We start from the raw sequence: 24,963 nt of genomic DNA on the forward strand, positions 1-24,963 counted from the left end.
AGAAATAGAAGGGTAGTTCATTTTGTAGGCTTGGTAGCGCTACTAGTGAAGCTCATAAGATTCTAAGGTTTTTTGTCAGGGATTAACAATACTGACAGGAAGTTGATGCTAAGTACTACTTAGCTAAAATATTTACTAAGTAAATTCTAATTTTCTGTGCAGGTGTGCAGTACAAAATTATCATTTCATGATTCTTGCACAGTAGGTATTTCAGCCTCTTTCACCTGAGATGGTGAAACGGTTAAAACGAAAACTGTTCGACCTGGGCTGTTCCTACCTTGGCTAGCCGTTCTAGGTGAGGTATTCTTTCGTCATCAGTGAGTAAAGTATTTTTTACAGGGAAATTGGTAAACAACTTCACCACAACATCTTCTCTTAGATGTCTTGCTCTACCTATCGCTTGCTCTATCTGCTCCTCTATGAAATGAAACTGTATCTTTTGCAAACTGTCACTTTGGAATGTGTTGAATAAACACACAATGCCGTTGTGTTCAACTATTCGATTAGTAAGTTTAAAGTCTGATGTCCTAATATCAATACCTAAAGCAGCGCCATACAGCAAGTAGTCGGTTAGTCTTAAATGTGGTGTACCTACTACTGCGATATCCTTGCCCTTTAGCTCATCAAATCCCTCGCATTTCCAGTAATAAATATCTTCTAATGCGTTTGTTATCTTGTGTCTGAATTTCTTAAATGTGATAGTCGGTAAGTCTTTAATTTGTTCGTTCACATAATCAGTGTGTTCTTGTAAACTGCGTTGACCGTAGCTATATTTACGATTTTGGTCGATTAATCCAATGGCATCGACATTATCAATATCATAAAACTTGACTCTATCACCATATAATGCTCTGTAAATATATTCCGAAACGGTAGCAGATATTATAATTATTTTTCTGTTACTTAGGAATTCAGAGTTTAAACTGTTGTGCTTAATAAATTCGATGGATTTAACATCGGTATCATCTTCACTATCAGGTAAATGTTTTGCATAGTGGTCACTATCTAAAAACCTAAGTACTGCTGTGGATAGCTTACCCGTGTCATTTAGAATTACTTCAGCTTCGATATTACTCATGTCGCTTAATCCTAAAGCCTTAGTCTTGTGTATGCAATTAGGAATATTATTTATGATGGATTCACAAAAGCTAGTAAGTACTGACCTATCATTTCTATTTTTTACTACAGTTAGTAACTCTTGTAAATCTGTTAAAGTAACGCTACCTTTCTCTAATATCTGTCTTAGTGGGTCTTCATCGAAAATATAAGTTGTATGCTTATCAAAGTTGACATACATTGTCTGGGTATGAGTAGTGAGTACAGTGTTATCAGATTTGTAACTGTTTAACTTATTTATCCAGTAATTACGAAGTGCTGGGTATTTACTGGCTTCCCTACTTATCAAGTCATTAGCAGCAGTGTAAGAACCAATTTGATAATAATATTCTAACTTTTCCTTGAGCTTTTGCGGAATATTGCCGGGTAAGTTTGGCGTTACATTACATTTACTATACTCAGAAAATAACTCTATCTTCTCTCGCTTTAAAGCATGATTGGGAAACGCTACAACAGCTTTTATACTTAAATCACCTAGCAGCTTTGCTAGTAGTGTAGTCCCACCTAAACCAGTAGCTTTTTTGATGATGTGTACATCAGTGTCATCACTTTTAAGTATTGTAGTTAAAGTAGAATAAAGCTTTTCTTCGGCAGTGGCTAACGACATAAGTACCCCTTGTGTTTTTCTATAAAAATGTGTGCGATTAATCCTAGCAACTTCATATATATTGCTATACTCCCAATCTTCAGGATATTCACTGAAGTTATGTAGAGACATTGCATGATAGTCATACTTTCTGCACTCTTTAACTAAGAATTTCTTCTCATTGGCGTACAAAGGATTACTAGAGACAGTCTCTATAAAAAACTTATCACCACCTTCGATAAAGCGCAGGGATGATGCAATACCTCGTAACTGTACATGATTCAGCTTGATATCGGGATTACAGAAATCTTGGAATATTTTAACCTGATTACCTAGCTGCTCAAAATCTACTCCGCGTAGTATTTCATAGTTTGCCGTTCTCAAGGATACAGGGTTAATACTATTACTAATTACTTTTTTACTTTCTATAAAAGTAGCGTTTTTTGGATTAAGTACCGCAATTCCCTTTATATTATATAAAGGGTTTTGCGCTAATTCATCCACTTTTAACGACTTATCTAATCTGTCCAAGTTACGAGAGAGATTATTAGAAGTATTTAACCCTGTATTTACTAAAGAACGGGTTGCTGCTAGTAGATTATTAACATTTAGATACTTATCGTAAGCTGGAAAGAATACTGTGTACTCTCTACTACCTAAAAATCTCCTAGTAGGATTCTTACAAGCCTTATCTTGTTCTGGAAATAATATAAAAAGCATATCTACAATAGCTTTTCTCTGGTTTATATCTGTAATTGGTTCAAGTAATTGGAATACTACTCTAAACTTATGGTGTTGATGCGTATGTCTTAGTGTAGTATAAGCAAAACAATGTTGTATTTGATATTCATCTAACCTCGCAAATGTTTGTTGAATAGTAAGGGTATCGTCCATATCGATACAGAATATGGATTGACTCTCCCAGTTTTTATCTACGAGTCTTTTTTTTACATCGATATAACCTGGTATAAATAAGTTACCATCTTGTACTCTTTGTGCTAATTCAAAAGCTGTAGCTTCAGTAGTAAATTCTCTTTTACGTTCGTATATAGTAGCTAAAGCTTCTTCACCTTCAGGTTTATTATTAACTTTTTTAGTGTCAATAATGAGTTGGTGCTTCACCGTATCTAAATGCTTCCTAAGTACAAGTTTCTTATAAGTTTTTCGATGCTCTATAATTTTCTGTCTGTATGCTTCGTGTGTAGATGAATTTTGAGCTATATTTTGTCTAAAGACACTGAGAAATTCGTTATAATTAGTAATAGTTGAATTGTTCATAGTAAGTAATTCCATTTGGTTCGTTTTCCATCGTTAGTAGTCGATTATTGCCTTTAGTTGTGGTAGCTGAAGGCTATTTCAATTTGTGTAGAATCTGGTGTAAGGAATGTCATTCGCTCGATTAGAGAGCCATTCGTATTTATTCTGAGACGCAGTAAGAATATTAAGTACTGCATTCTTTGCATGAAACTGTTTCCAGTCTTCTAGTACTTGGTTTAGCTCATAATCTTGCAGAAATTCGATAGAGTCTAAGTCAATTCCTCTACTTTTGATAAAGTCGTAAGCTAGTTGACGAAATGTTCTAGGATGTACGTGATTAACCTGGACATTTTTGGATTTTGTGATTTTATAACCCGTTATATCTGAGTAGTAATATCCATCACTATGAACTTTACTACTTTTGAAATGGGCTATCTGTTGCTTTATAGCAATACGGAATTTTTGTAATAAATCATCTAACTTAGCCTTATCTGGATGTTTCTTTCTCTTAGTTGCTGTTGATGTCGTCACTGTCTTCGATGTTGTCGATAATAAATTGTGAGTAGTTCATAAATTTACTGGGATATCGCTCTAACTTTGTGGACATTTTATTTAGGTAATCCATATATAAATCTCTCGGTAAGAAATGCTTTAGATAATTCTCAAAGTCCATGAACAGAGTGAAATCTTTATTGCAGGATAAAAAGATTTTCTTAGCCATGTGGATAGTTTTTAAAATTCTGGATTCTATGCCATATTATCTTACTAATTTTCTAGTCATCAACATACTCTACCCAAATATCAGCCTCATCTATTTCGTGTTCCAAACTGAAATAAGCGACATACTTTTGTAGTAGCTCATCGTTACTTTTTTCTAGTTTGATACGTGCTTTACGGTACTCTGTCATTTGCTCCTCAGTTAGTAAATCAAGAATTACAGCCGTAAATTCGTCATAAGTATAAAAATCACCGTTTAAATAGAACGGTTTTGCAAAGTTAATTAAGTTGGTTACTGTATCCATTATTTTACTTGTGTTTGGTATGGTAGGGTTTTTTTAGCAAGCGATTAATTCTTTAGCATCGACTAGCTTCTGTAAATCATCATTTTTAATAGACCTTAGTCCTATTCTTATCAAATCATTCTGGCTTACTCCTAACCTCCGACTTTCTACTTTTAATAATTGGTTATTGTACAGAGAATCCAAACTTTCCTTTACTGCAATTTAGCCAAAGCTTATCAATTGTATTTAAATCTATAGCTGGTATTTTAACAATTCGTTCGTTATTCAACTCTGTATATGCTCTAGCATCCTTCACGATTATATTAAGTCTTTTATCATGATTAGTAACTGCCAAACACATGAGTTTTGCTGTTTCTATATCAGCTTCTTTCCATTTATTTTCTGCTAATAGTTTCTTCAAATTACTATAATCTACACCCACAGATGATTCCATCAATGCTATAAATCTTTCATCATTTTTTAGGTTCTCAAAGCTCGGACTAACTTTTATTATTTCTTGGGACTTTTCTGGATTTAATGTTATGGCTTCTTTTAGATTTTCTAGAGCAAGTTCTGAATCTTCCATCCATATCATACAGACAGCTTTCTGTATAAAAAACTGATATATTTCAAGACTAGAAGAATAGATTGATATAGCTATATCACAAATTTCAATTGCTTCTTGGTATCTTTCTAATTTATAAAGAGAAAAGCTTTTTGCAGACAAGATATTAAAAGTGTTATAACCTTTAGAAATAGCATTATCACATAGTAAAATTACAGTTTCATATTGTTCTAGATAAGCTTCTAAAACCCTTATTTTACTTTCCAGAGGAAGAATAAATTTACTATTAATTTTAAGAGATTCATCATAGGCATCAATTGCTTCTTCGTACTTACCTAATGACTCTAAAGCGAAACCTTTATTAAACAACGCTACGTAATGATGTGGATTCAAGTTGATGGCTGCATCGTAAAAATTAATAGCTTCTATAAGATTTTTTTTATTATTTTTAGTCTCTACACCTTGTCTATTAAGTTCTTCCGATTGTAGAAAATATTGATATTGAATAAGATTTATTCTATATAAACTATTAATCAAATTAGAAATATCCTCATAACAATTTTGGAATAGAACTTTGAATTCCTCATCTACTTTCTTTTTGGCTATATCATATTGATTAATAATCTCTTCCATTCTCTTTTGTTCCTTATTACCAGCAAACCACCCTCCAACTGCACCACCAATTACACCCCCTAATCCTGGTATAATAAGATTACCAATTACACCCCCTACAATTACTTCTGTAAATTTAATTCTTCCTGTAAGACCATCTACGGCTCCTTCTACGGCTCCTTTAAAGAAGGCTTTTAACTCGTTTGTTTCTTCAGGAAAATTAAAATTTAAAACTTCCTGTATAGCTTTTTCCATCTGTTTAATTGCATTTTTTAGATTAGAAAACCTATAATTTAAAATATCATAAAATATTCTTTCTACTTGGTTTATATCTAAAGTGATATAGAACTTATCTTCTAATGTTCTTACAATTTGCTTTTCTATTTGCTTTATGGACAGCTTTATATCTTCTTCTAGAGTAGAAATATTAAACGCATTCACTATACCATGAATTTTATTTTCATCTTCTTCAGCTTTGAACCTAACTGATAGAGGTTCATATATTCTATTTTGTAGAAATTCATAATATAGATAGTTTGATAACTTGACAGAATCTATATTTTCAATTTGACTGAGGCTTACATTTATGATATCTTTAACTTCAGTCTCGCTAATTGAGACTAAAGCTAAAGATTCTACTGTTTTTCCTGAGTTATTAGTTAGTAAATTATAGTTAATTTCTTGATGCCATCCTGGAAAGTCTTCATTAGTTTGTTTGCCATATACTATTAATTTATCGATAGATTCGATGCTTAATTTCTCAAATTCATTAATTAGTATTGGGACTATTAATTGTTGATTTATAGCTTCTTGTGCTTCTAGCATTACTCGCAAGCAACTATCTTTTAAATTTACTTTGGCTATAATACCTTGATTTTTTAAACACTGATTTATCACAATAGTTATTGATTGAATATCACCAGATTTAGCCATTTTCAATAGTTCTTGCCCTGGTGGTTCTACCAAATCAAATAATTCATGCCAATCAAAAAATACTTCTCCCGGTCGTTTTCCATAAACTTTAATAGTTTTGATTGCAGTAGCACCTAAGTTTGTGAAAGACTTACGGAAGTATTCAACTATAATCTGTTGTGGCGGCAATTGAATTGCTTCTATAAGAATTTGTAAGCAGTTATCTTTTAAATCAACTTGAGCAACGATACCTTTAGGCTCTAGTTGTCTGTTTATTAAAGCCGCAATAGCTTTTGGGTTTCCTTGTTTAGCAAGTTGCAGTATATTTGGTTGTGGTTGTGACATAAATACCTTCTTTCTAGGTAGCAGATTTTGCCTTACATCTTATCTTTCCCAATTGCAGTCGTTAAATAACGCATGGAAAGTAGAAATTAGACATTTTCTAACAGTTATGTCTTCTTATTAATTAGGAGTCCCGTTTCCTTTGGATTCCCTAGCAAGCATAAAAAGTTGGATGAAAATATACTGAAGTATGTAAAGTATGCAACTTTTTGCACACTAAAGTACATACCTATATATATAGGTGATAGCACTCTAATGCAGAGGCAGCACCACTATAAAATCAACCTTATGCACAAAATTTTAAAAAAGTCAAGTTTAGTATAAATTATATTAAAAATTTTCTAGCAAATTCTTAGGAATTATCAGAGACAGGTTTTATAAATGAATTATAAGCAAAAATTATATTACCTAGTCTAAGCTATAAATTTTATGTATTCCAGCTATCCGTTGCAATTCCGTCTCATAGGGTAAATTGGTTTTATCCCGTGAGAGAAAACTGAGAGAAAATGACCTCTCGATTTTGTGGTTAGTCTTGTAAAGGTAACGAGCGCGGAGGGATTTGAACCCCCGACCCACAGAACCGGAATCTGTTGCTCTATCCACTGAGCTACGCGCCCTCATTATTGGCAATGATAGCACGTCTGTGATCAAGTTTGCGGTCGAATTGGCAATGAGTTAAAGATAATCAGTGGGGTTGACTGGTGTACCATTGCGACGAACTTCAAAGTGGAGGTGTGGGCCAGTTGAGAAACCCGTGGAACCGACAGCACCGATCGCTTGTCCGCGTTCAACTGCTTGTCCTTCGGTGACATACAACTCGCTGGTATGACCGTAGAGTGTCGTCAGACCATTGCCGTGGTCGATAATTACTGCTCTGCCATAGCCACCATACCACCCAGCAAAAATTACTTTTCCTGAATCGGCTGCCCGAATTTTACTGCCATAACTGGCGGCAAAGTCTAAGCCGGCGTGAAAGCGACGATAGCCAAGAATAGGGTGTATCCGCCAGCCAAAGGGACTGCTAGTAGGAGCATCGCTGGGATATGTCATGACACCAGTTCCCCGAATGATGATATTTGTACGGCTGTTGGTTTTTGTTTGGGCTTCTTCTGACGATCTGGCTTCTGCTACCTTTTGTTGAATCAAGACTTCCAGATTTTTCGATTCCCTTTCTAACTGATTTTGCGCTGCTTCCAAGGCCAGGCGATCGCTATTTAGGCGTTGAATCAATTCTGATTGCGATTGTGCCTGAGTTTGATAATCGGATTTTTGTGCTAGCAGTTGCTCACGAATCAAGGCAATTTCATTTTTTTGCTGTTCTACTTCCGTTTTCTGTTTATCGATCAGCTTTGCTTGGGTGTTGAGTTTTAGCAAAATTTTCTCGTCTGCCTGATAGACTAACTTCAACTGATGACGACGGCTGAAAAAGTCGCTGATATTTTCACTTTCAAGCAAAACTGCCCATCCAAAAGAAGCAGGCGATCGCTGGAGATAACGCAATCGTGCTACTGTTGCGACTTGACGCTCCTGATATGAACGTTCTGCCACATCTAAGTCAGCTTCTAACTTCTGGAGACTTTGGGCGGCGAGTTGTAATCGTGATTCGCTCTCTTGAATGTAGCTATCTGTAGTTTGCACATTTTGCTTTAAGCCAGTGAGGTTTTTTTGAGCCTCTCCTTGGAGATTTGTTAAGCGATCGCGATCTTGAGCCACACTCTGATGCTGCTGGTTCATCTGTTGTTGCTGTTGTCGCAAATTATCGATAGATCCTGTGGATATTGCGTAGGCTGGAATTAATGCCAAACAAATGCACAAGATGCAGCAAAATGCAATTGAGAAACAGCAATAAATCTGCTTTTTTTGTAGAAATCGCGCTCTCATAGTGCGAAGCCCCACCCCAGCTATGCTTTCAAACACTATGAGGATTATTCCCAAAATCTGATTCACCTACTCCAACGCATTATTAAATTGGTATGCCAAGTTGTAACACAAGGATTCCAGCTATGTCAGCATTTAGCAGATATATTAGCAGGTGGTATATATGAGTACACGGATAGCAATTCTCTTAATTACTTTGGTGTGTCCAGGTTTAGCGTGCGTTACCCAGAACCTTTGTAGAGACGTAGCAGTGCTACGTCAAAACAATTCTTTTTCACCAGATGTCTATTAATTACGATTAACTTTCCAAGTTGCCAAATCAGTTAAAGAGCGATCGCGGTAACGTCCATAACGCTCTGGTTTACTTTTGATTTTCACTCCTAAATCGGGAAAAATCCCAAAGTTGGGCGGCATTGGTTGGAAATGCTTGGGCGAAGCGGAACTAATAAATTCCAATAACGCACCCATCATTGTTGTTGGTGGTAAAACCAAAGCTTCTTTACCCAAAGCTAACCGCGCTGCATTAATTCCCGCCAAGCAGCCACCGGCAGCCGCAGCAGTGTAGCCTTCAGTACCAATCAATTGTCCAGCAGCTAACAATGTTGGACGCCCTTTAAATTGCAAGGTAGGATGCATTAACTGGGGAGCATTAATAAAAGTGTTGCGGTGCATCACTCCCAACCTCACAAACTCTGCTTTTTCCAAACTGGGAATTAGCTGAAATATGCGCTTTTGCTCACCCCAACGCAGATTAGTTTGAAATCCTACCATATTCCACAGTTGACCGGCTTTATCTTCTTGTCGCAACTGCACCACAGCATAAGGACGTTCCCCTGTGCGAGTATCTGACAATCCCACTGGCTTTAGGGGGCCGTAACGCATGGTATCTTCCCCCCGATGTGCTAATTCTTCTATGGGTAAACAAGCTTCAAAAAATTTTGCTGTTTCCCGTTCAAAACCCTTGAGTTCTATTTGTTCAGCTTTACAAAGTTCTTCTCGAAAATGCAAGTACTGCTCTTTATTCATTGGGCAGTTGAGATAAGCAGCTTCGCCTTTGTCATAACGTGATGCCATAAAAGCAATGTCACGGTTAATCGATTCTCCGACGATAATCGGACTCGCTGCATCGAAAAAGCTCAGGTATTCCATACCCGTAAAGCGGAGCAAATCTTCTGCTAAGTCGGGACTAGTTAAAGGCCCAGTTGCTAAAACCACAATTCCTTCTGGAATCGCAGACACTTCACCCCGACGGAATTCAATTAAAGGATGATGTGCTAAAGTTTCAGTCAAGTCTTGGCCAAATTGTCCCCGATCCACAGCTAGCGCCCCACCAGCCGGGACGGCGTGTTCATCAGCTTTGGAGATGACGATAGAACCTAGTTGGCGTAACTCTTCGTGCAATAATCCTGCTGCGCGATCGCTTGCCATTGCCCCAAAGGAATTACTACACACTAGTTCTGCTAAATGTTCTGTATGATGAGCAGGACTAAATCGCTTTGGACGCATTTCATGTAGAATTACTGGTACTCCAGCCTGAGCTATTTGCCACGCTGCTTCCGTTCCAGCTAGTCCACCTCCAATTACTTGTATCGGCTGTTTTTCCATAGTTAAATTTTTAACAGAGTACGGTGGGTTTAAGTCCCCCGGTTCAATAACCGGTAAGTTTTGGGTCGGGGTCTGTCTTGCAAAGTTGCTCCTCTTGGGGAGACCCCAAGACCGCAATGCAGCGCTAAATCCCCGGACGCGACTCGAAAATACTCGCTTGCCGCCGGCGCTATCGCAGACTCGCTTTGCGCGTCGCTTTAACAAAACTTACTTGCGACTTGCGACTTGCGACTTGCGACTTGCGACTTGTTTTAACTTCTAAGTTGCACCGGCATAGCTAAATAAGTCATTTTCAAACCACCCAATGGTGTAAAAATTACTGGCGTTAGGCTTTGATTTAAATGCATTTGAATTTCGGAAGACGGTAACTCTTTTAAGCCTTCCATCAAATATTTAATGTTAAAGGCAATCTCAATATTTTCACCAGAAATCTGTGCCGGCATTGACTCTCTACCACTGCCTACATCTTGAGCTTCACAAGATAAGGTAATTTCTTGGGCTTCGCTATCAATACTCAGTTTGACAATGTTATTTTTTTGATCGGCTAGCACCGCAATCCGTTCTAAAGTGCTGACGAATTGTCGCCGTTCAATGGTCAATTGTCGCTCAAATTGACGGGGGATTAGTTGTCGATAAGCAGGATATTGCCCTTCTAATGTGCGACTAGTCAAGCGTTGATTTTGCCATGCAAACACAACTTGACCTTGATCGAAATATAAAGCTACAGGTTCATCTGATGAGGCGCTATGAGCTAGCATTCGTTGGAGTTCGCGTAATGCTCTAGCTGGTACTGTTACTTCTAGTTGAGTCGTTCCACCTAAAGGACGCTCGTTGCTAGTTTCTACTACTGCGAGGCGATGTCCGTCGGTAGCAGCAAATTCTAGGGTATCTTGTTTAACTGTTAAATGCACACCAGTGAGTACTTGCTTGGTTTCATCAGCACTGGTAGCAAATAATGAACCGCGTAATCCCTCAATTAATGCGGTGGTGGTGAGATGGATTACTTCTGTATTTTCAATTACAGGTAGTTCGGGAAATTCTTCTGGCCCCATTGCTCGGACTTGGTAATGTCCACTCTTGGGTGTGAGTGTAACAATTAAGCCTTCTCCACCGGATGTTGCACCTGTAAGGGCTGATTCATCATCTAGAGTGATTTCGCCTTCTGGAAGACGAGAAGTGATGTCTACAAGTAATTTAGCAGGAAGTGCGATCGCGCCACTTTGCCATACCTCAGCATTAAAGCTGGTGCGGATTCCCAAGCTGAGATCAAAGGCTGTTAAGCTTACTTGGTTAGTTTCAGCATCCGCTTGTAGCAGCACATTGGCAAGTACCGGATGAGTCGGTCGTGAAGGTACTGCACGACTGACGAGTGAGAGGTTTGTACTGAGATCGCTTTGGGAGCAAACTAATTTCATAAGTCAGATTCAGCTGGTGAAAGATATCCTAACACCGCTCGTAGGAATCTGGACAAAGCTACTCAAAAGTAGATAAATCTAGACAAATACGTTTGTAATCTTAGTCCAAAGTCTTAAAACTACAGGCACAAACAGCAGTGCCTCTATTCCCTCAAAAACATTGGGAATTACAATTCTTTGCTTGCCTACTTCAATCCCCGATCGCTTCTCCCCATTCTTTAATTACAGAAAATAGTGATGAGTAATCATCATCGGCAAATGACATTTTTACGGCTGTTTGCAAAATTTGCCGCACTCCTTTAATACTACTGAGATCCAAACTCTGAGATTTCGCTTCCGAGATAAACAATTCTGTATCTTTCAGCAAGTGTTTTGTAGGGAAATTTGGATCGGTATAGTTGCCATCCAACATCCGTTGTAGCTTTTTATCAAAGGTAGGTGCGTAGAGTGGACTATCGCGCAATATTTGCATAAACACATCTACATCCACACCCTGACGCTGGACAAAAGCCAGACTCAGGGCAAAGCTAGTTGTTAGGGAAGCTATTAGTTGATTGAGTGCCAATTTCAGCGCCGCCGCAGATCCCACTGGCCCTATAAGTAAAGGTTCAGTCCCAAAATTTTGGAGTAATTTTAAGTGGCGTTGATATTGTTCTGGCTCAGATCCTACCATAACACTCAACTTACCAGCTTTTGCTTCTGGGATACTCCCTAATACAGGTGCTTCTAAATACTCACCACCACCTGCAACAACTGCATCTCTAATTTCCTGGCTTTCCGTGGGAGTAATTGTTCCCATTTGAATGATTGTGCGTCCTTCTAAGGTTTGCCAAGCTGTATCTGAAAGCAACACATTATAAATAGCCGAGGCATTAGTAAGCATGAGAATTACGCACTCAGCAGCGCGAATGGCGTGGCGGGGATGTGTGACAATTTCAGCCCCAGCAGCTTGTAGTGGTGCTAATTTTTCTGGGGTGCGATTGTAGACAACTAGCTGTATATCTGCGGCTAATAACCTTTGAGCCATTGGTAGTCCCATCAGTCCAGTTCCCAGAAATGCCACCTTCATTTTTTAAGTTCCTTTAATGACGTGTTAGCGAGTCAGACGCTCGTGCTGTTGAGCGTCACGAGTGTTACAGCCCATCGTGGACATCGCGTTTGTATTGTTTGATTCAAATTAATGGGGAAGTAGTGGTTTGTCCCATTGATTTTGAGGGGCTGCTAGATCCCCGACTTCTTAAAGAAGTCGGGGATCTGAACACCACTAACCTCTCAAATCCCAGTTTTACTACTTCCCAGTCCCTAGTCTCTAACTCTGGCAATCAACCACCAGCCGCAAAAGTCACCATAATTATCACTGAAAGTAAAATACCGGGGGTAAGTAGTGTTGCTAGCATTAACAGGTCGTGGGTAGTCATAATTATTACTTTGGTAGTGTGTTTAACTTTACAGTAATCACTGTTATGCTAGTCTAAATAAGACTGATACGGCATTCTTAAATAGAGTTTTAACTTTTCAAATTTACATTTACTCTGGCAAGGTCAGTCCTTTTAGTGGTTGAGAAATTTCTGTATTCTCCAAACCTTTGCTCTGAATTAGGACTCCAAAACCGCCTAAGCCTGTGGGATCTATAAGTTGGTGTAGTGCGTCCCGCCGCTTTAGTAACTGTGAGAGGGGTTGCTTTTGATCGGAAAGGGCCGCAATACGTTCGCCTAACCCCAACGCCATTAAAAATAATCCCTGCTGGATAAAACCAATATTCTCTAAATTACACTTCTCACCCCAGCGTTCCAAGGCCGTAAAGTCAACATGGGCAGTAATATCTTGCCTACCAATATTAATATAGGGGTTGTCATGGAAACGATGATGGTAATAACACTGTAGTGTTCCTTGCGATCGCCTGGGATTATAGTAACGACTGGCGGGGTAGCCATAATCAATTGTTAGCACATAGCCGCGCTGTAAGCGGTCTGCTACTATACTCAACCAGTTTAAAGCAGCTAAATTAATTTCACTACGGTAGGCATCTGGATAGGCACTTTGGGTTAAGTCGATTTCCAGTAAATCTAAATATTCAGTTAGTTGGGGCGTTGAAGGTCCCCCTGTGACTTCTACAAATGATGGGTATGGGGGATTGGTTTCTTTCTCATTAGGATCTGTGGTTACATAAATTTCTCGGAGTTCGCCCGATTCTAGAATAAATTGATGTACTGGAAATGCATCTACTAACTCGTTAGAAAAAAAGCAGCCTGCGATCGCATTGGATGGTATTTCCTCTAAACTACACCAACGCACGGGTAAATCTTGCAAGCGTTGCTGCTGTTCTTCTCTTAAAGTTGGTGACTTTTCAACAATGATGTACTCCAGCGCGGTAAAAAAATCTGGGTAGTGCAGCTGATGATATTTCAGGATATGCAATGCTAGCAATCCTTGACCTGCTCCCATTTCTACCAGAGAAAAGGGTACAGGTCGCCCTAAAATCTCCCACATTTGCAAAAATTGTTCTGCTAATAACTCGCCAAAGTCAGCACAGAGGTTAGGAGAGGTAAAAAAATCACCACCCTGAAAGCCAATTTTGACAGCATCGCTAGAATAGTAGCCATGTTCAGGGTGGTATAGTGCCATATCCATAAATTCAGCAAAAGTAATTCGCTGCTGCGGACTGGTGGTAATGTGATGAGCGATCGCAGCACACAATGCTGGATTTGAATCCATAAAATTTCCGGTTTGAGATTTGGAGAGTAGAGAAAATTTTACTTTTGCCTTCTTGTACTAGTACAGCACGGCGTAAATAGATATACCATTCTAAATCCCTGAAAACCTTACGCTGTATTCATTTTGAATTTTGAATTTTGTTAGCGCAGCGTTAGCGAGTCTACGTTCGCGCAGCGTCTCGTAGAGAGCGTCATTTTGAATTCCGCCTTGCGGTACTAGCTATCTCCCATAACTGATTTCAGTTCTTGAGACAGCGAATGTGTGTCTCTGAATGTAGAGGCAGGCAAGTACACTGTAAATTGAGTACCTCTGCCTACTTGACTATAAACATTGACAAAACCACCGTGATTTTTAATAATACCCAATGCCGTAGAAAGTCCTAAACCTGTACCTTTGCCTATCTCTTTGGTGGTGAAAAATGGTTCAAAAATCCGTTGCTGGACTTCTGACGACATCCCCATACCAGTATCCGTCACCACGATCGCAATATAAGAACCTACTTTCGCATCGATGTTTATCTGGGCAGAATGTTCGCCAATCACCAGATTTTCCGCCGCAATCCTTAAAATACCGCCATTGGGCATAGCATCGCGGGCGTTGATTACCAAGTTTATTAGCACCTGATGCAGTTGAGTTATATCTCCACGAACGTACCAGAGATTTTTCGGCATATCTATCTGGCAAATAATGGATTGGGGGAATGTTTGAGCGATAATTTGCTCAATTTCTGCCATCAAAGGCTGAATTTGCACAATTATCCGTTTATCTTCAATACCCCGTGCAAAAGATAAGACTTGTTTGAGCAAATTAGCACCGCGTTTCACATTATTTTCTAAAGTTTGCAGTATTTGTTGACTCTGCGAATCGGGCAATTTCTTCTGCAACAGTTGAACTGACATTAAAATTGGAGATAGTATATTGTTGAGGTCATGGGCAATACCGCCAGCTAGAGTACCAATACTCTCTAAACGTTGCGATCGCAGAAGTTGAGCTTCTAGTTGTTTTTGCTGCGTGATTTCGGTGTTCACGCTCAAAATGGATTTGGGTTGGCCATTATGATGTCGGATCAGTGTCCACCGACTTTCAACGATAATTATTTTGCCTTCCCTGGTTAGTTGATGCAACTCACCCCGCCACTCACCTGTATTTATCACCCTCAAGTAAGCGTCTTCTAACTGTGGTGAAATCTCTTTATACAAAACTTGCAAAACATTTTTCGCCATAACTTCCTCAGCCTTCCAGCCATATAGACGTTCAGCACCTTGATTCCAAAATAAAATTTGGTTGTGGATATTTCGCACCAGAATCGCGTCAGTTGATACATCCAGCAGCGCTGCTTGTTCGCGGATTTTCTGTTCTGCCTGTTTTTGCTGGGTTATATCTCGCGTCAGTGCCAAATGAATGAACGTACCATCAGATTCGTTACGCACTGGTACAGCATGAGTTTCCATGTAGCGATGAGTGCCTTGAAATCCCACCATTTCAAACTCCAAAGTCCCCTTATTACCTTGGCAGACACTTTTATGCAGGTCGGCAAAGGCGGCTCTATACTCTGGTAAAATTACAGCATCAATTGGTTTACCAATTAATACATCAGCACTTTCTACTTCCATTATTGCCAACCCTTCTGCATTAATTTCTAAAAGGGTGCCATCCCTGGCAATTAACTGGATGCATTCTGGTTCTGCATCTATCATGGCTCGTAAACGATTTTCGCTTTGGCGTAGGGCCAGTTCCGTTTGCTGAAGTTGCCTGATATAACGCCACAACAAATCATATAGCAGCGCCACCAGCACCAAATCCACAATCGCAGCGATAAAAAATGTCACTATTGCCTTTTGGGAACTTACTTGTGACTGCTGCATCCCCTGGTGTAACAAATTTTGCTCTGCCTTTAAAGAGTCGTGAATCAGTTGTTGGATTTCTTTACCGATTTGCTTATCTCGATCGGATAAGATTAATTGCCGAACTGCTTCTAATCCCTGGTTTTGTCTGAGGTAAATTTCTTGTTGGAGAATTTTCAGCCTGGTGGTAATTTTTGGTTCCAGCAAAGAAATCCACTGCTGCTTTTGATGATTTTTAGCAGTTAGCTTAGTGAGAATCTGAATATTGCTATTAGTTTGTTGATTAGCTGCAAGATAGGTTTTTAGATCATCTGCATCTGCTGTAATTAGATAATTACGTTGTGCAGTTTCAGTATCTTTAAGTGCAAATTCGATACTTTCAATTTGGGTAATAACTTGATATGAGTCTGTTACCCATTGCTGGTTGTGAATCAGCTTCATAGTGTTGCTATATGAGACTACAGCATTAGTAAATACAACTGCCAATGCTAGGACGAATATAGCTTTTAGCTTTTGGACTCGATACCATTTTTTGCTCATGCGATCGCCCCTTGTGTCGCAGATTACCTCCATTAATTAAGATTAAAGATTAAAAACAAATACTGAGAATATTTTAAGGATTTTAATAACACTGGTAGCAAAATACAATCTATTAGAGTTGTAAATATCTGGATTTTTTGGGATGATGATTTATACATAATATTCACAAATAAATCCGCTAATTTTTAATATAAATTCATTGAAAGCTACGGGAAACTCCATCCCGCAAGTGGCGTGGAGAGGGATAGTCGCCCCGTCGCTTGGGGCATTGGGCATTGGTAACTTCCATTGGTGTCAACTTAAGCTAAAAATGGCTTATCTGTTAGCTTCCTTACCCGCGTTGAATTGAAAGAGGCAGGAGGCAGGAGGCACAATTTGGATGGGGATTCAAACCCCAACCAAATTGTAAGCACCGTGTAGACGGTGGGGTTTAAAACCCTTGTTCCCAACTCTTGGAGACGCTGCGCGAACGGTCGCAGGAGGCACCAGCGCTGTTTTCCTCCAGCAAGAACTGCCCTCTGCCTCCTGCCTTCCTTGATAAATTTCTTTGGCTTTTAGCTAAAGTCTACTTCAGTAGACTGGAGATTTTTGGCGATATTTAGTCATCTTCAGATGACTTTAGCTATTATACGGGAATTTCAATTCCCGGCGGACAAGCGGTTTCACGTTAAGTTGACACTAATGGGCACTGCCGTGCCCCTGCACCTTGCGGTATAATTAGGTATTTTTTTTAACAACTAGTCCTAAGAAGTTTAACCGACTGCGGAGTATTAACTAGATAATTGAGCGATATACAAAGCGAATACGCTGGACGTTTAATCCTGATTACGAGTAAAATACGGTAAGTGCATCGCCTTACGTGCTTTTACATGTAAAACCGCAGAAAAACCTAGTTAGAAGTTGAGTTTAGCAGAGCAACTGACTCATAAGCAGTTATCAAAGTCTGTTTGAGCTAAATGCCAATTGTCATGCTTGCAAAAACTTCCAGACAGGTTTGAAGTTATCCAGGAATTCTCTGCCCTAACTTTTAGCTGGATAAGATTTGTGTCACTCATCTCTTGAGAAAGACAATAACTCACCATAACTAGCTCTGTCTACCACTGGGCTATAGTTTGGCTGACTTGCTGCTTTCTAGCAGTGAAGCTAAAGCTGAATTTCAATTCTAGCTGCTCGTAGTTAAGTCAGTGAACAGTTATCAAGGCTTCGTTTGGGGATTTAAACCCTAACTGAGGCTGCTCACTTCTAGAAGTGGGAGACTCAACAAGATTTTGATAACTGATAACTAATTGTTGAAACCCCCGAAGAGTATGCACTATCTATTACTACCGTTCTTAAGCTTTTTTGTTGGCATCATCGTTGGTTTGACGGGAATTGGTGGAGCCTCTCTCATCACGCCAATGTTGATTTTTGTTTTTCAGGTTCCGCCTTCTATCGCTGTGAGTTCTGATGTTGTGGCCGCTACGTTGATGAAAGTTGTTGGTAGCGTTAAGCATTGGGAACAGAAAACCCTTGACACAGAAGTTGTCAAATGGCTGGCCTTCGGGAGTGTTCCAGGCTCACTGTTGGGGGTGGGGATTTTGCACTTCATTAAACGTACAGGTGAGTACAACCTAGATAACATCTTGTTCCGTTTGCTTGGCGGAATGATTTTGCTAGTCACAGTATTAGCACTAGTGCAATTGTTGTTATTGACTTTTTTCCCCAAATTTAATTTACCCGAACTGCCAAAGTTAGACTTAGAAACTAACTTTGGTCGATTTGTAACAATTACTTTGGGAGCAATTTTAGGCTGTTTAGTTGGTCTAACCAGCGTCTCCTCAGGTTCAATGTTTGCCCTAGTGCTGATTGGGTTTTTCCGCCTTGATGCCCGGAAGTTAGTGGGTACAGATATTTCACACGCAGCAATTTTACTGCTGTTTACAGCCCTTGGTCATCTCAGCCTGGGAACAGTTGATTGGAGTTTGGTACTGCCTATATGGCTAGGCTCTGTGCCTGGGGTGTTACTAGGTGCTAAAGTCTGCGAGGTAGCCCCGCAACGTCCGTTACGATTTATCATTTATGCAATTTTGATGATGGTGAGTTGGAAATTAGTTCATCAGGTGTAACTAATTTGAGATTTTCAATTCCCAATCCAGCATTCAACATCCAGCATCCACCATTAATTAACTTCTCACCCAAGGTAGTAGAGTGAATGTACCTCGCTCATACATAATCAACAGACCCAAGCCAATTAACACAAAAGGTACAACAGCTTGGCCGTAGCGATTGAAAAGATCGGCAATGGTAGGTTGACGGCTTAAAGAATAAGCGATCGCACACCAAATCCCTACCATGATAAAAAATACACTTATAATTACTCCCAAGCTGGCAAGATTGTGACCAGCGAATAAAGGAACATATACACTAATATTGTCACCACCATTAGCGATCGTGACTGCTGCCACTTTATAAGTTTGGCGGTGTAAAACACTCAAAATAAAAGACAATACCGGGTTAGTAGATGTTGGCTGGTTAAAATCACTACTGACTGTCTGAACTGTGATAGTATCTTCTTCTTTATATACTAAGTGGTGAATACCAATACCAATTGGTAGCAATCCTAGCAATCCTATCCATTCCCGCTGTATAACCAATCCACCAAAAAATCCTGGTAAGCTAGCGATGATAATGGCTGTAAAACCCAGATATTGACCGAGTAAGATATGCCGCCGCCGAAAATTACCATCTACCTGTGAAAAAAATATTAACAAGATAATCATGTCATCTATGTTAGTGGCGATGAAGGCAATTATCCCTTCACTGAAAGCTGTCCCTAGCTTACTCATGCTGGATTTTTAGAATCTACGATTTATAACCATACCAAATTAACCTTCTGGCACAACTAAGCTTTAATATAGAGAAAGTGATTATTCAATGAATTTCACCGATTTACGAGATTTATTGCAAAAATTCAGATTTAGGGGAGCATCCCAATGCAAGCAAATTTATCAAGATGATAGATTGTCATTGCGTACTCCTTGGAAGAACCCGTTGGCGCAGCCTCTCGTGGATAAGGGTATGAAGCAAAGCGGAATAAAGCGATCGCAACTCTTGAAGACGCTACGAGAACACTCCATTTTATTACGTACTGGCATGGCAAGCAAAAAAATTGTGCATTAGACGTAGGTTGGGTGGAGCGGAGCGCAACCCAACATATATCAGGATGTTGGCTTTGGCAAAGCCTCCACCCAACCTACAATTTTTTTTGGAACATTTTAGCCTTGACACGCCAGTACCCTGTGGGCGTGTATTTGTTGTTTTTGAATTTCTTTGTATTCTTCTCCTTGGAATATTTCTCTACGAGAGGCTTTGCGTAGCCTGCTTCCAGATAAAAGTATGTCTATATTTCTCTTAAAATATGAACGAGTTACTTACTGCAATTACTACAGGGGCGATCGCGTTCATTGCCACTAATATTGATGATATTGTCATTCTATTGTTGTTTTTTTCCCAGATAAATCCTAATTTTCGACCACGGCATATAGTTGCTGGTCAATTTCTAGGTTTTATAGTTCTGTTGATTTTGAGTCTTCCTGGTTTATTTGGTGGGTTAGTATTCTCAAAAAGCTGGATTGGATTACTTGGTTTACTGCCAATGTCTATAGGTATCAGTAGCTTAGTTAATTGGGAAGAAGATTCAGCAAAAGAAGTTGTAGATACAACAGAAGCAGATGAAGCGTCAACAATTACTAGTTTTTTTTCTCCCCAAGTTTATAGTGTGGCAGCCGTGACAATTGCCAATGGTAGCGATAATATTAGCGTCTACATTCCTTTATTTGCTAGCTGCAACTTCGAGAGTTTTTTGGTAATTATCGGATTATTTTTTCTATTGTTAGGAGTTTGGTGCTACGCTGCATACAAATTAACTAACAACAGAGTCATAGCTGAGATATTGACTCGTTACGTTAATAATATTGTGCCTTTTGTTCTTATCGGATTAGGCACTTTTATTGTATTAAAAAGTGAAGCTTTAAGTCCAATAAAGCTAGCTGCTAGTAGTGTCTGTTTGATGATTTTAGTGAAAAATCATGAAAGTGTCGATGAAATTAGCGAAAATTCTAGTAGTTGACCAAGCCAGTTTTAGATTTTGACTTAGATTAAAAATCCTCAGATCTCGCACCTAGCCCTAGCTATTAGGGAACTCCAAGAAATGAATAAAAATCCAAAATCCAAAATCTAAAATCTAAAATTTGGTATGGAGAATTAAACTTTACTCAACCACTCATTCTCTTCTGGGTCTTTGAACAATGAGGTACTGAGGTAGCGTTCGCCGAAGCTAGGTTGGATCATCACAATTAGGCGACCTGCATTTTCTGGTCGTTGTGCCACCTGAATAGCTGCATATAAAGCAGCGCCAGTAGAAATCCCCGATAGCAATCCTTCTTCTTTGGCGAGGCGACGGCTGTAAGCGATCGCTTGCTCATCCGCTACTTGAATCACTTCATTTACCAGTTCTGGACGGTAAATTGCTGGGACAAATCCCGCGCCGATACCCTGAATTTTGTGAGGCCCTGATTTACCACCTGTTAATACCGGGCTGCTACTTGGTTCAACTGCGATCGCTTGAAAACTCGGCTTCCGTCCTTTAATAACTTCTGAAACTCCTGTAATCGTCCCACCAGTACCCACTCCCGCCACGAGAATATCTACTTCTCCATCGGTGTCATTCCAAATTTCTTCGGCTGTAGTTTCGGCGTGAACTTTCGGGTTAGCTGGGTTACGAAACTGCTGTAACATATAAGCATTGGGTGTTTGAGCTAAAATCTGCTCTGCACGACCGATCGCTCCTCGCATCCCTTCTACCCCTGGCGTTAACTCTAATTGAGCGCCATAAGCTTTCAGCATAGAGCGTCTTTCCTGGCTCATTGTGTCAGGCATCGTTAGAATAAGATGATAACCCTTAGCGGCTGCCACCATCGCCAGCGCAATTCCTGTATTTCCAGAAGTCGGCTCTACTAAAACAGTTTTCCCTGGGTGAATCAAGCCTGCTTCTTCCGCCGCTTCCACCATACTCGCGCCAATCCGGTCTTTCACAGAAGATGCTGGGTTCATGCTTTCTAGCTTCACCACAATCCGAGCAACCGCTCCTGAAGCTTGGGGAATCTTGTTTAATTGAACTAAAGGAGTTCGGCCGATTAACTCTGTGATATCTTTCGCTATCCGCATGGGGGTACTCCGTCGTGTCTAAATATAATACATTGGACTCTGTTGGGCGCGAGTTTCTCTTTCGTCGCACAAGTTTTGGAGTGTATAACGACCCAAAACTTCTATTGAGGCAGCATTAGCTTGCTCCCAAACTTCATAAATCAGAGTCTTTTCCAGAGTCGGAGAGTCAGAGGTATCTTTCTCTTTCCGCTCACCTTCTACCAAAGTGACAATTTCAAGTATTGTAATCTGCCAAGGTTCACGAACTAAAACGAAACCTCCTTTAGAGCCGCGTTGACTCTGCACTACACCAGCACGCCGGAGGTTGGTCAAAATTTGTTCCAGATAGCGCTCAGGTATAGGTTGTTTGGCAGTGATCTCGCTCATGGTTAAAGGAAGTTTTTTTCCGTGGTGGCTTGCCAGTTCTAAGAGTGCCAGCAGTGCGTATTCCACTTTGGAAGACAGATCCAAGAGAGCGTAGTTTTGGCTATTCAAGACTGTACTCAATATACTACGGTGATTTGAGGGACTTATCGCAGTTTATGCGAAATTAATTTTTTTCAACTGTGGAATGTGATAGCATCCCACTTATTACCCACAAAAACACTATACTCTATCGACTTACCGTAGATTATGATCTGAAAAAATTCCCATAAATTATTTGAATTTTTTTGTGGGAATCATCCTGAGTTTCTGTTTTCAGAACCTCACCTACCAACAAAAATCTCAACAGAGTATGCTACTAACTGATTTGCAAACCATTTTTGAGCGTGACCCAGCAGCCCGGAACTGGCTAGAAGTATTGTTCTGTTACCCTGGACTCCAAGCCTTAATATGCCATCGATTGGCACACTGGCTATATAAAATTGGCATTCCCTTTATACCAAGGTTCATCTCTCATATTAGTAGGTTTTTAACCGGAATTGAAATCCATCCTGGGGCATTAATTGGCCAGGGAGTGTTTATTGATCACGGCATGGGAGTAGTGATTGGTGAGACTGCGATCGTGGGTGACTATGCTCTGATTTATCAAGGTGTCACCCTTGGCGGCACTGGGAAAGAAAGCGGCAAACGCCATCCGACTTTAGGCTCTCATGTGGTTGTAGGAGCAGGTGCAAAGGTATTGGGAAATATTCAAATTGGCGATCGCGTCCGTATTGGAGCCGGTTCAGTGGTGCTACGAGATGTCCCCAGTAATACTACTGTAGTTGGGATTCCAGGGCGCGTGACTCGTCAGAACAACTTAAATACCAATGTTCTGGATCATGATAAAGTACGTGACGTAGAAGCTGAAGTCATCCGCGCTTTATTTGAACGTGTCAAGTCTTTAGAGAAACAGTTCGAGCAATTGTCAGATCAATCAAGTTTATCCCCAACTGAACTTGCTGACGAAGCAACCAACAAGTCTAAGAGCAAAAATTCTGATGGGATGATTGAAGATTTTCTGGATGGTGCGGGAATTTAATTTTGGGAATTGGGCATTGGGCATTGGGCATGGGGCAAATAACTCCTAACCCCTAACTCCCAACTCCCAACTCCCAACTCCCCACTCCCAACTCCCTTCTTTTAAATACCCATAGGTTCTTATAACCTGATATAAATGTAATACTACGGTTAGTTTATCGGGGAAGAGTGTTTATAATATGGTGTCTTTGTACACAAGCTTATCTAGTCTAAGCAGTAATAATACTAAGCAAATTTTTGCCCGTAGGTCATTTCTGCCAGAGCATAAAAACGGACTTTGGAAGATTGAAACGGGTTTCGTTAGGACTTTTACCTATTTGGAAGATGGTACAACCGTCGCTCTGGGATTGTGGGGCCCTGGGGACGTTGTTGGTAGAACTTTGTCAAAATTAGAACCTTATCAGATGGAATGCTTAACTAAAGTAGAGGCAACAGTCTTACCTTTAGAAGAGTGGAGTGAACTAACAGAAACTCTACTTGCCCATATCCAACAGGCTCAAGAATTGATGATCATTCGTAGCCATAAAAAAGTGGATACTATGCTCATCAAGCTGTTGGCATGGCTATCTAAAAAGTTTGGTTCGGAAGTTGAGAAGGGACGTTTAATAGATATGCGTCTGACTCATGAAGACCTGGCGGAAATGCTCGGTTCGACTCGTGTTACCATTACTCGTGTTCTTGGACAGTTTGAGCAAGAGGGCTTGATTGATCGTCTCTCCCTGCATCGAATTGTCCTAAAAGAAGAAGAAATTTGGTACTACGAAATTTAGATTATTTCAGTAAAACCAGCTATCGCCGTCAGCATTGGGCTTGCCGATAATTCTAAGGTTTAGAGATTCCAGGTAAGCTAAACCGTTAGAAATTTGTGCCACTGTTCCCCGCAGTTCAATGTCAAAGCATCCTTCGCCATCTGTATTTGGTTGTAGCATAGCCTTGGTAATATTAACTACTAACCCGTAAGCAGAAATTAACTGCGAAATTACGGGCGCTTGTAGATAGCTTTTGGGAATATGTATTCGCAGACGAATCTGAGTGACTTGGCTTTTTTCATAAGCTGAAGAAACCATTGATAATCTGGTGTGAGAGTTGGTTTTTTGGTTATTTCGTGCTGCCATTGGATAGTGATAATTTTTTTAATTAGCGTAGGCGTAGCCCGTCGTAGACATCACTACCGAGACAAATTCAGCTAAATTGTCCTTCAATTACGAATTACGAATTACGAATTATTAACTTAGCGATCGCTATAAACACTAGACAAATCCAACCAAATTGGTAGTCCCAGTTTTTCTAAATAACTCAGGCTAGAGTAAAGTTGCTTTGTTCTCCCCCACAAATCCAAGTCAAACCAGCCGTCATCTTGGGTATCGGGTTGAAGTATGGCACTGGTAATATTAACTGTTAGCCCATAACGAGAAACTAACTCAGAAATCACTGGTTCTTCGTAATAAGATTTTAAGACGCACAGTTGCAAACGCAATCGATTGGTTTGACCTAGAGAAATCCATTGCTGGAATTGCTCTTGCCATTGGTTTGTCAGCCATGTAGAATCTTTGAAACTCAGTTTGTTAGCTGGATTTGGGAAAGGTAAAGAGTGCTGATTGGGTTGAATTTGGTTAGCGATCGCTAGTTGCAGCAAATTCACTCCCAATCCTTGCAAGTAAGATAGGCTATTTGTCAGTTTTTGAGGATTTCCTGAAAGTTCTAAATCAAACCAGCCATCGCTGTCACTGTCGGATGTCAGCGATGCAGCTTTGATATTGACAGTTAAACCATAACGAGACACCAGTCGAGAAATTACAGGTTGCCTGTGATACCGTTGAGGCACAAGGATTCGACTGTGGACTGAAGCGGGTTCTAAAGATTTACTTTCAGACATCAGATTAATTCCCAATCGCGATACCTACAGTGGGCTACGCCTACGCAATTT

The 24,963-nt window shown here is 39.9% G+C and carries 21 protein-coding genes and 1 tRNA gene; 6 read left to right on the top strand and 16 right to left on the bottom strand.

The window, feature by feature from the left end:
- Positions 1-241: 241 nt before the first annotated feature.
- The 9 genes from V7K76_RS12120 to V7K76_RS12160 form a co-directional block, all read right to left on the bottom strand.
- On the bottom strand, positions 242-2,980 hold the full coding sequence (locus V7K76_RS12120) for a hypothetical protein (RefSeq protein ID WP_334775012.1): 2,739 nt from the start codon (positions 2,978-2,980) through the stop codon (positions 242-244).
- Between the two features lie 78 nt (positions 2,981-3,058).
- Positions 3,059-3,490, bottom strand: a complete 432-nt coding sequence (locus V7K76_RS12125; RefSeq protein ID WP_334775013.1) for a hypothetical protein — start codon at positions 3,488-3,490, stop codon at positions 3,059-3,061.
- A gap of 242 nt (positions 3,491-3,732) precedes the next feature.
- On the bottom strand, positions 3,733-3,981 hold the full coding sequence (locus tag V7K76_RS12130) for a hypothetical protein (protein WP_334775014.1): 249 nt from the start codon (positions 3,979-3,981) through the stop codon (positions 3,733-3,735).
- 163 nt (positions 3,982-4,144) lie between these two features.
- Positions 4,145-6,394: a GUN4 domain-containing protein gene (locus V7K76_RS12135; protein ID WP_334775015.1), complete on the bottom strand. Its 2,250-nt coding sequence runs from the start codon at positions 6,392-6,394 to the stop codon at positions 4,145-4,147.
- Between the two features lie 541 nt (positions 6,395-6,935).
- Positions 6,936-7,008, bottom strand: a tRNA-Arg gene (locus V7K76_RS12140).
- Positions 7,009-7,066: 58 nt separating this feature from the next.
- Complete coding sequence (locus tag V7K76_RS12145) at positions 7,067-8,272, bottom strand: murein hydrolase activator EnvC family protein (RefSeq protein WP_334775016.1); 1,206 nt, start codon at positions 8,270-8,272, stop codon at positions 7,067-7,069.
- Positions 8,273-8,557: 285 nt separating this feature from the next.
- Positions 8,558-9,874, bottom strand: coding sequence for an FADH(2)-oxidizing methylenetetrahydrofolate--tRNA-(uracil(54)-C(5))-methyltransferase TrmFO (trmFO, locus tag V7K76_RS12150; RefSeq protein WP_334775017.1), 1,317 nt, complete (start codon positions 9,872-9,874; stop codon positions 8,558-8,560).
- A 251-nt stretch (positions 9,875-10,125) separates the two neighbouring features.
- On the bottom strand, positions 10,126-11,289 hold the full coding sequence (gene dnaN / locus V7K76_RS12155) for a DNA polymerase III subunit beta (protein WP_179067702.1): 1,164 nt from the start codon (positions 11,287-11,289) through the stop codon (positions 10,126-10,128).
- A gap of 190 nt (positions 11,290-11,479) precedes the next feature.
- The gene (locus tag V7K76_RS12160) at positions 11,480-12,358 is read right to left on the bottom strand and encodes an NAD(P)-dependent oxidoreductase (protein WP_335029790.1); all 879 of its coding nucleotides are present in this window, start codon (positions 12,356-12,358) and stop codon (positions 11,480-11,482) included.
- 98 nt (positions 12,359-12,456) lie between these two features.
- Here V7K76_RS12160 and V7K76_RS12165 point away from each other — a divergent pair, with 98 nt between their 5' ends.
- Positions 12,457-12,744 carry a hypothetical protein gene (locus V7K76_RS12165; protein WP_335029800.1) on the top strand — a complete coding sequence of 96 codons (288 nt, stop codon included), beginning with the start codon at positions 12,457-12,459 and terminating at the stop codon, positions 12,742-12,744.
- A 72-nt stretch (positions 12,745-12,816) separates the two neighbouring features.
- On the opposite strand, the gene V7K76_RS12170 is transcribed toward V7K76_RS12165, so the two are convergent.
- Together V7K76_RS12170 and V7K76_RS12175 are read right to left on the bottom strand one after the other, a co-directional pair.
- Complete coding sequence (locus V7K76_RS12170; RefSeq protein ID WP_335029791.1) at positions 12,817-14,004, bottom strand: class I SAM-dependent methyltransferase; 1,188 nt, start codon at positions 14,002-14,004, stop codon at positions 12,817-12,819.
- A gap of 215 nt (positions 14,005-14,219) precedes the next feature.
- The gene (locus V7K76_RS12175; protein ID WP_334775021.1) at positions 14,220-16,388 is read right to left on the bottom strand and encodes a PAS domain S-box protein; all 2,169 of its coding nucleotides are present in this window, start codon (positions 16,386-16,388) and stop codon (positions 14,220-14,222) included.
- Positions 16,389-17,695: 1,307 nt separating this feature from the next.
- Between V7K76_RS12175 and V7K76_RS12180 the strand changes: the two genes are divergently transcribed.
- Positions 17,696-18,493 carry a sulfite exporter TauE/SafE family protein gene (locus V7K76_RS12180; protein ID WP_334775023.1) on the top strand — a complete coding sequence of 266 codons (798 nt, stop codon included), beginning with the start codon at positions 17,696-17,698 and terminating at the stop codon, positions 18,491-18,493.
- A gap of 57 nt (positions 18,494-18,550) precedes the next feature.
- Here V7K76_RS12180 and V7K76_RS12185 read toward each other — a convergent pair whose 3' ends face one another.
- Entirely contained in the window at positions 18,551-19,213 is a 663-nt protein-coding gene (locus V7K76_RS12185) for a cadmium resistance transporter (protein ID WP_334775024.1), read from the bottom strand.
- A gap of 88 nt (positions 19,214-19,301) precedes the next feature.
- Between V7K76_RS12185 and V7K76_RS12190 the strand changes: the two genes are divergently transcribed.
- Both V7K76_RS12190 and V7K76_RS12195 read left to right on the top strand, forming a co-directional pair.
- Positions 19,302-19,547 (top strand): hypothetical protein, encoded by a 246-nt coding sequence (locus tag V7K76_RS12190; RefSeq protein ID WP_334775026.1) that lies wholly within the window; start codon positions 19,302-19,304, stop codon positions 19,545-19,547.
- A 238-nt stretch (positions 19,548-19,785) separates the two neighbouring features.
- Positions 19,786-20,496 carry a cadmium resistance transporter gene (locus V7K76_RS12195; protein WP_334775027.1) on the top strand — a complete coding sequence of 237 codons (711 nt, stop codon included), beginning with the start codon at positions 19,786-19,788 and terminating at the stop codon, positions 20,494-20,496.
- A 134-nt stretch (positions 20,497-20,630) separates the two neighbouring features.
- Here the strand turns inward: V7K76_RS12195 and cysK are convergent, their stop codons facing one another.
- Both cysK and V7K76_RS12205 read right to left on the bottom strand, forming a co-directional pair.
- Positions 20,631-21,593, bottom strand: a complete 963-nt coding sequence (cysK, locus tag V7K76_RS12200) for a cysteine synthase A (protein ID WP_334775028.1) — start codon at positions 21,591-21,593, stop codon at positions 20,631-20,633.
- An 18-nt stretch (positions 21,594-21,611) separates the two neighbouring features.
- Positions 21,612-22,067, bottom strand: a complete 456-nt coding sequence (locus V7K76_RS12205) for an RrF2 family transcriptional regulator (protein ID WP_334775029.1) — start codon at positions 22,065-22,067, stop codon at positions 21,612-21,614.
- Between the two features lie 241 nt (positions 22,068-22,308).
- On the opposite strand from V7K76_RS12205, the gene cysE reads away from it, so the two are divergent.
- Positions 22,309-23,037: a serine O-acetyltransferase gene (gene cysE, locus V7K76_RS12210; RefSeq protein WP_442936247.1), complete on the top strand. Its 729-nt coding sequence runs from the start codon at positions 22,309-22,311 to the stop codon at positions 23,035-23,037.
- A gap of 178 nt (positions 23,038-23,215) precedes the next feature.
- The gene (locus tag V7K76_RS12215; protein WP_334775030.1) at positions 23,216-23,806 is read left to right on the top strand and encodes a Crp/Fnr family transcriptional regulator; all 591 of its coding nucleotides are present in this window, start codon (positions 23,216-23,218) and stop codon (positions 23,804-23,806) included.
- Positions 23,807-23,812: 6 nt separating this feature from the next.
- Here V7K76_RS12215 and V7K76_RS12220 read toward each other — a convergent pair whose 3' ends face one another.
- Together V7K76_RS12220 and V7K76_RS12225 are read right to left on the bottom strand one after the other, a co-directional pair.
- A complete protein-coding gene (locus tag V7K76_RS12220; protein ID WP_334775031.1) occupies positions 23,813-24,151 on the bottom strand; it encodes an NIL domain-containing protein in 339 nt (112 codons plus the stop codon).
- A gap of 116 nt (positions 24,152-24,267) precedes the next feature.
- Complete coding sequence (locus V7K76_RS12225; protein ID WP_334775032.1) at positions 24,268-24,912, bottom strand: NIL domain-containing protein; 645 nt, start codon at positions 24,910-24,912, stop codon at positions 24,268-24,270.
- Between the last annotated feature and the right edge of the window lie 51 nt (positions 24,913-24,963).

The sequence above is a fragment of the Nostoc sp. genome, assembly GCF_036917975.1.
GTDB lineage: Bacteria > Cyanobacteriota > Cyanobacteriia > Cyanobacteriales > Nostocaceae > Nostoc.

What these genes read in the sequence shown, in the direction of transcription:
- V7K76_RS12120 (WP_334775012.1), bottom strand. Translation starts at nt 2,980, where the DNA reads ATGAACAATTCAACTATTACTAATTATAACGAATTTCTCAGTGTCTTT.
- V7K76_RS12130 (WP_334775014.1), bottom strand. Translation starts at nt 3,981, where the DNA reads ATGGATACAGTAACCAACTTAATTAACTTTGCAAAACCGTTCTATTTA.
- V7K76_RS12135 (WP_334775015.1), bottom strand. Translation starts at nt 6,394, where the DNA reads ATGTCACAACCACAACCAAATATACTGCAACTTGCTAAACAAGGAAAC.
- V7K76_RS12145 (WP_334775016.1), bottom strand. Translation starts at nt 8,272, where the DNA reads ATGAGAGCGCGATTTCTACAAAAAAAGCAGATTTATTGCTGTTTCTCA.
- trmFO (WP_334775017.1), bottom strand. Translation starts at nt 9,874, where the DNA reads ATGGAAAAACAGCCGATACAAGTAATTGGAGGTGGACTAGCTGGAACG.
- dnaN (WP_179067702.1), bottom strand. Translation starts at nt 11,289, where the DNA reads ATGAAATTAGTTTGCTCCCAAAGCGATCTCAGTACAAACCTCTCACTC.
- V7K76_RS12160 (WP_335029790.1), bottom strand. Translation starts at nt 12,358, where the DNA reads ATGAAGGTGGCATTTCTGGGAACTGGACTGATGGGACTACCAATGGCT.
- V7K76_RS12170 (WP_335029791.1), bottom strand. Translation starts at nt 14,004, where the DNA reads ATGGATTCAAATCCAGCATTGTGTGCTGCGATCGCTCATCACATTACC.
- V7K76_RS12175 (WP_334775021.1), bottom strand. Translation starts at nt 16,388, where the DNA reads ATGAGCAAAAAATGGTATCGAGTCCAAAAGCTAAAAGCTATATTCGTC.
- V7K76_RS12180 (WP_334775023.1), top strand. Translation starts at nt 17,696, where the DNA reads ATGCACTATCTATTACTACCGTTCTTAAGCTTTTTTGTTGGCATCATC.
- V7K76_RS12185 (WP_334775024.1), bottom strand. Translation starts at nt 19,213, where the DNA reads ATGAGTAAGCTAGGGACAGCTTTCAGTGAAGGGATAATTGCCTTCATC.
- V7K76_RS12190 (WP_334775026.1), top strand. Translation starts at nt 19,302, where the DNA reads ATGAATTTCACCGATTTACGAGATTTATTGCAAAAATTCAGATTTAGG.
- V7K76_RS12195 (WP_334775027.1), top strand. Translation starts at nt 19,786, where the DNA reads ATGAACGAGTTACTTACTGCAATTACTACAGGGGCGATCGCGTTCATT.
- cysK (WP_334775028.1), bottom strand. Translation starts at nt 21,593, where the DNA reads ATGCGGATAGCGAAAGATATCACAGAGTTAATCGGCCGAACTCCTTTA.
- cysE (WP_442936247.1), top strand. Translation starts at nt 22,309, where the DNA reads ATGCTACTAACTGATTTGCAAACCATTTTTGAGCGTGACCCAGCAGCC.
- V7K76_RS12215 (WP_334775030.1), top strand. Translation starts at nt 23,216, where the DNA reads ATGGTGTCTTTGTACACAAGCTTATCTAGTCTAAGCAGTAATAATACT.
- V7K76_RS12220 (WP_334775031.1), bottom strand. Translation starts at nt 24,151, where the DNA reads ATGGCAGCACGAAATAACCAAAAAACCAACTCTCACACCAGATTATCA.
- V7K76_RS12225 (WP_334775032.1), bottom strand. Translation starts at nt 24,912, where the DNA reads ATGTCTGAAAGTAAATCTTTAGAACCCGCTTCAGTCCACAGTCGAATC.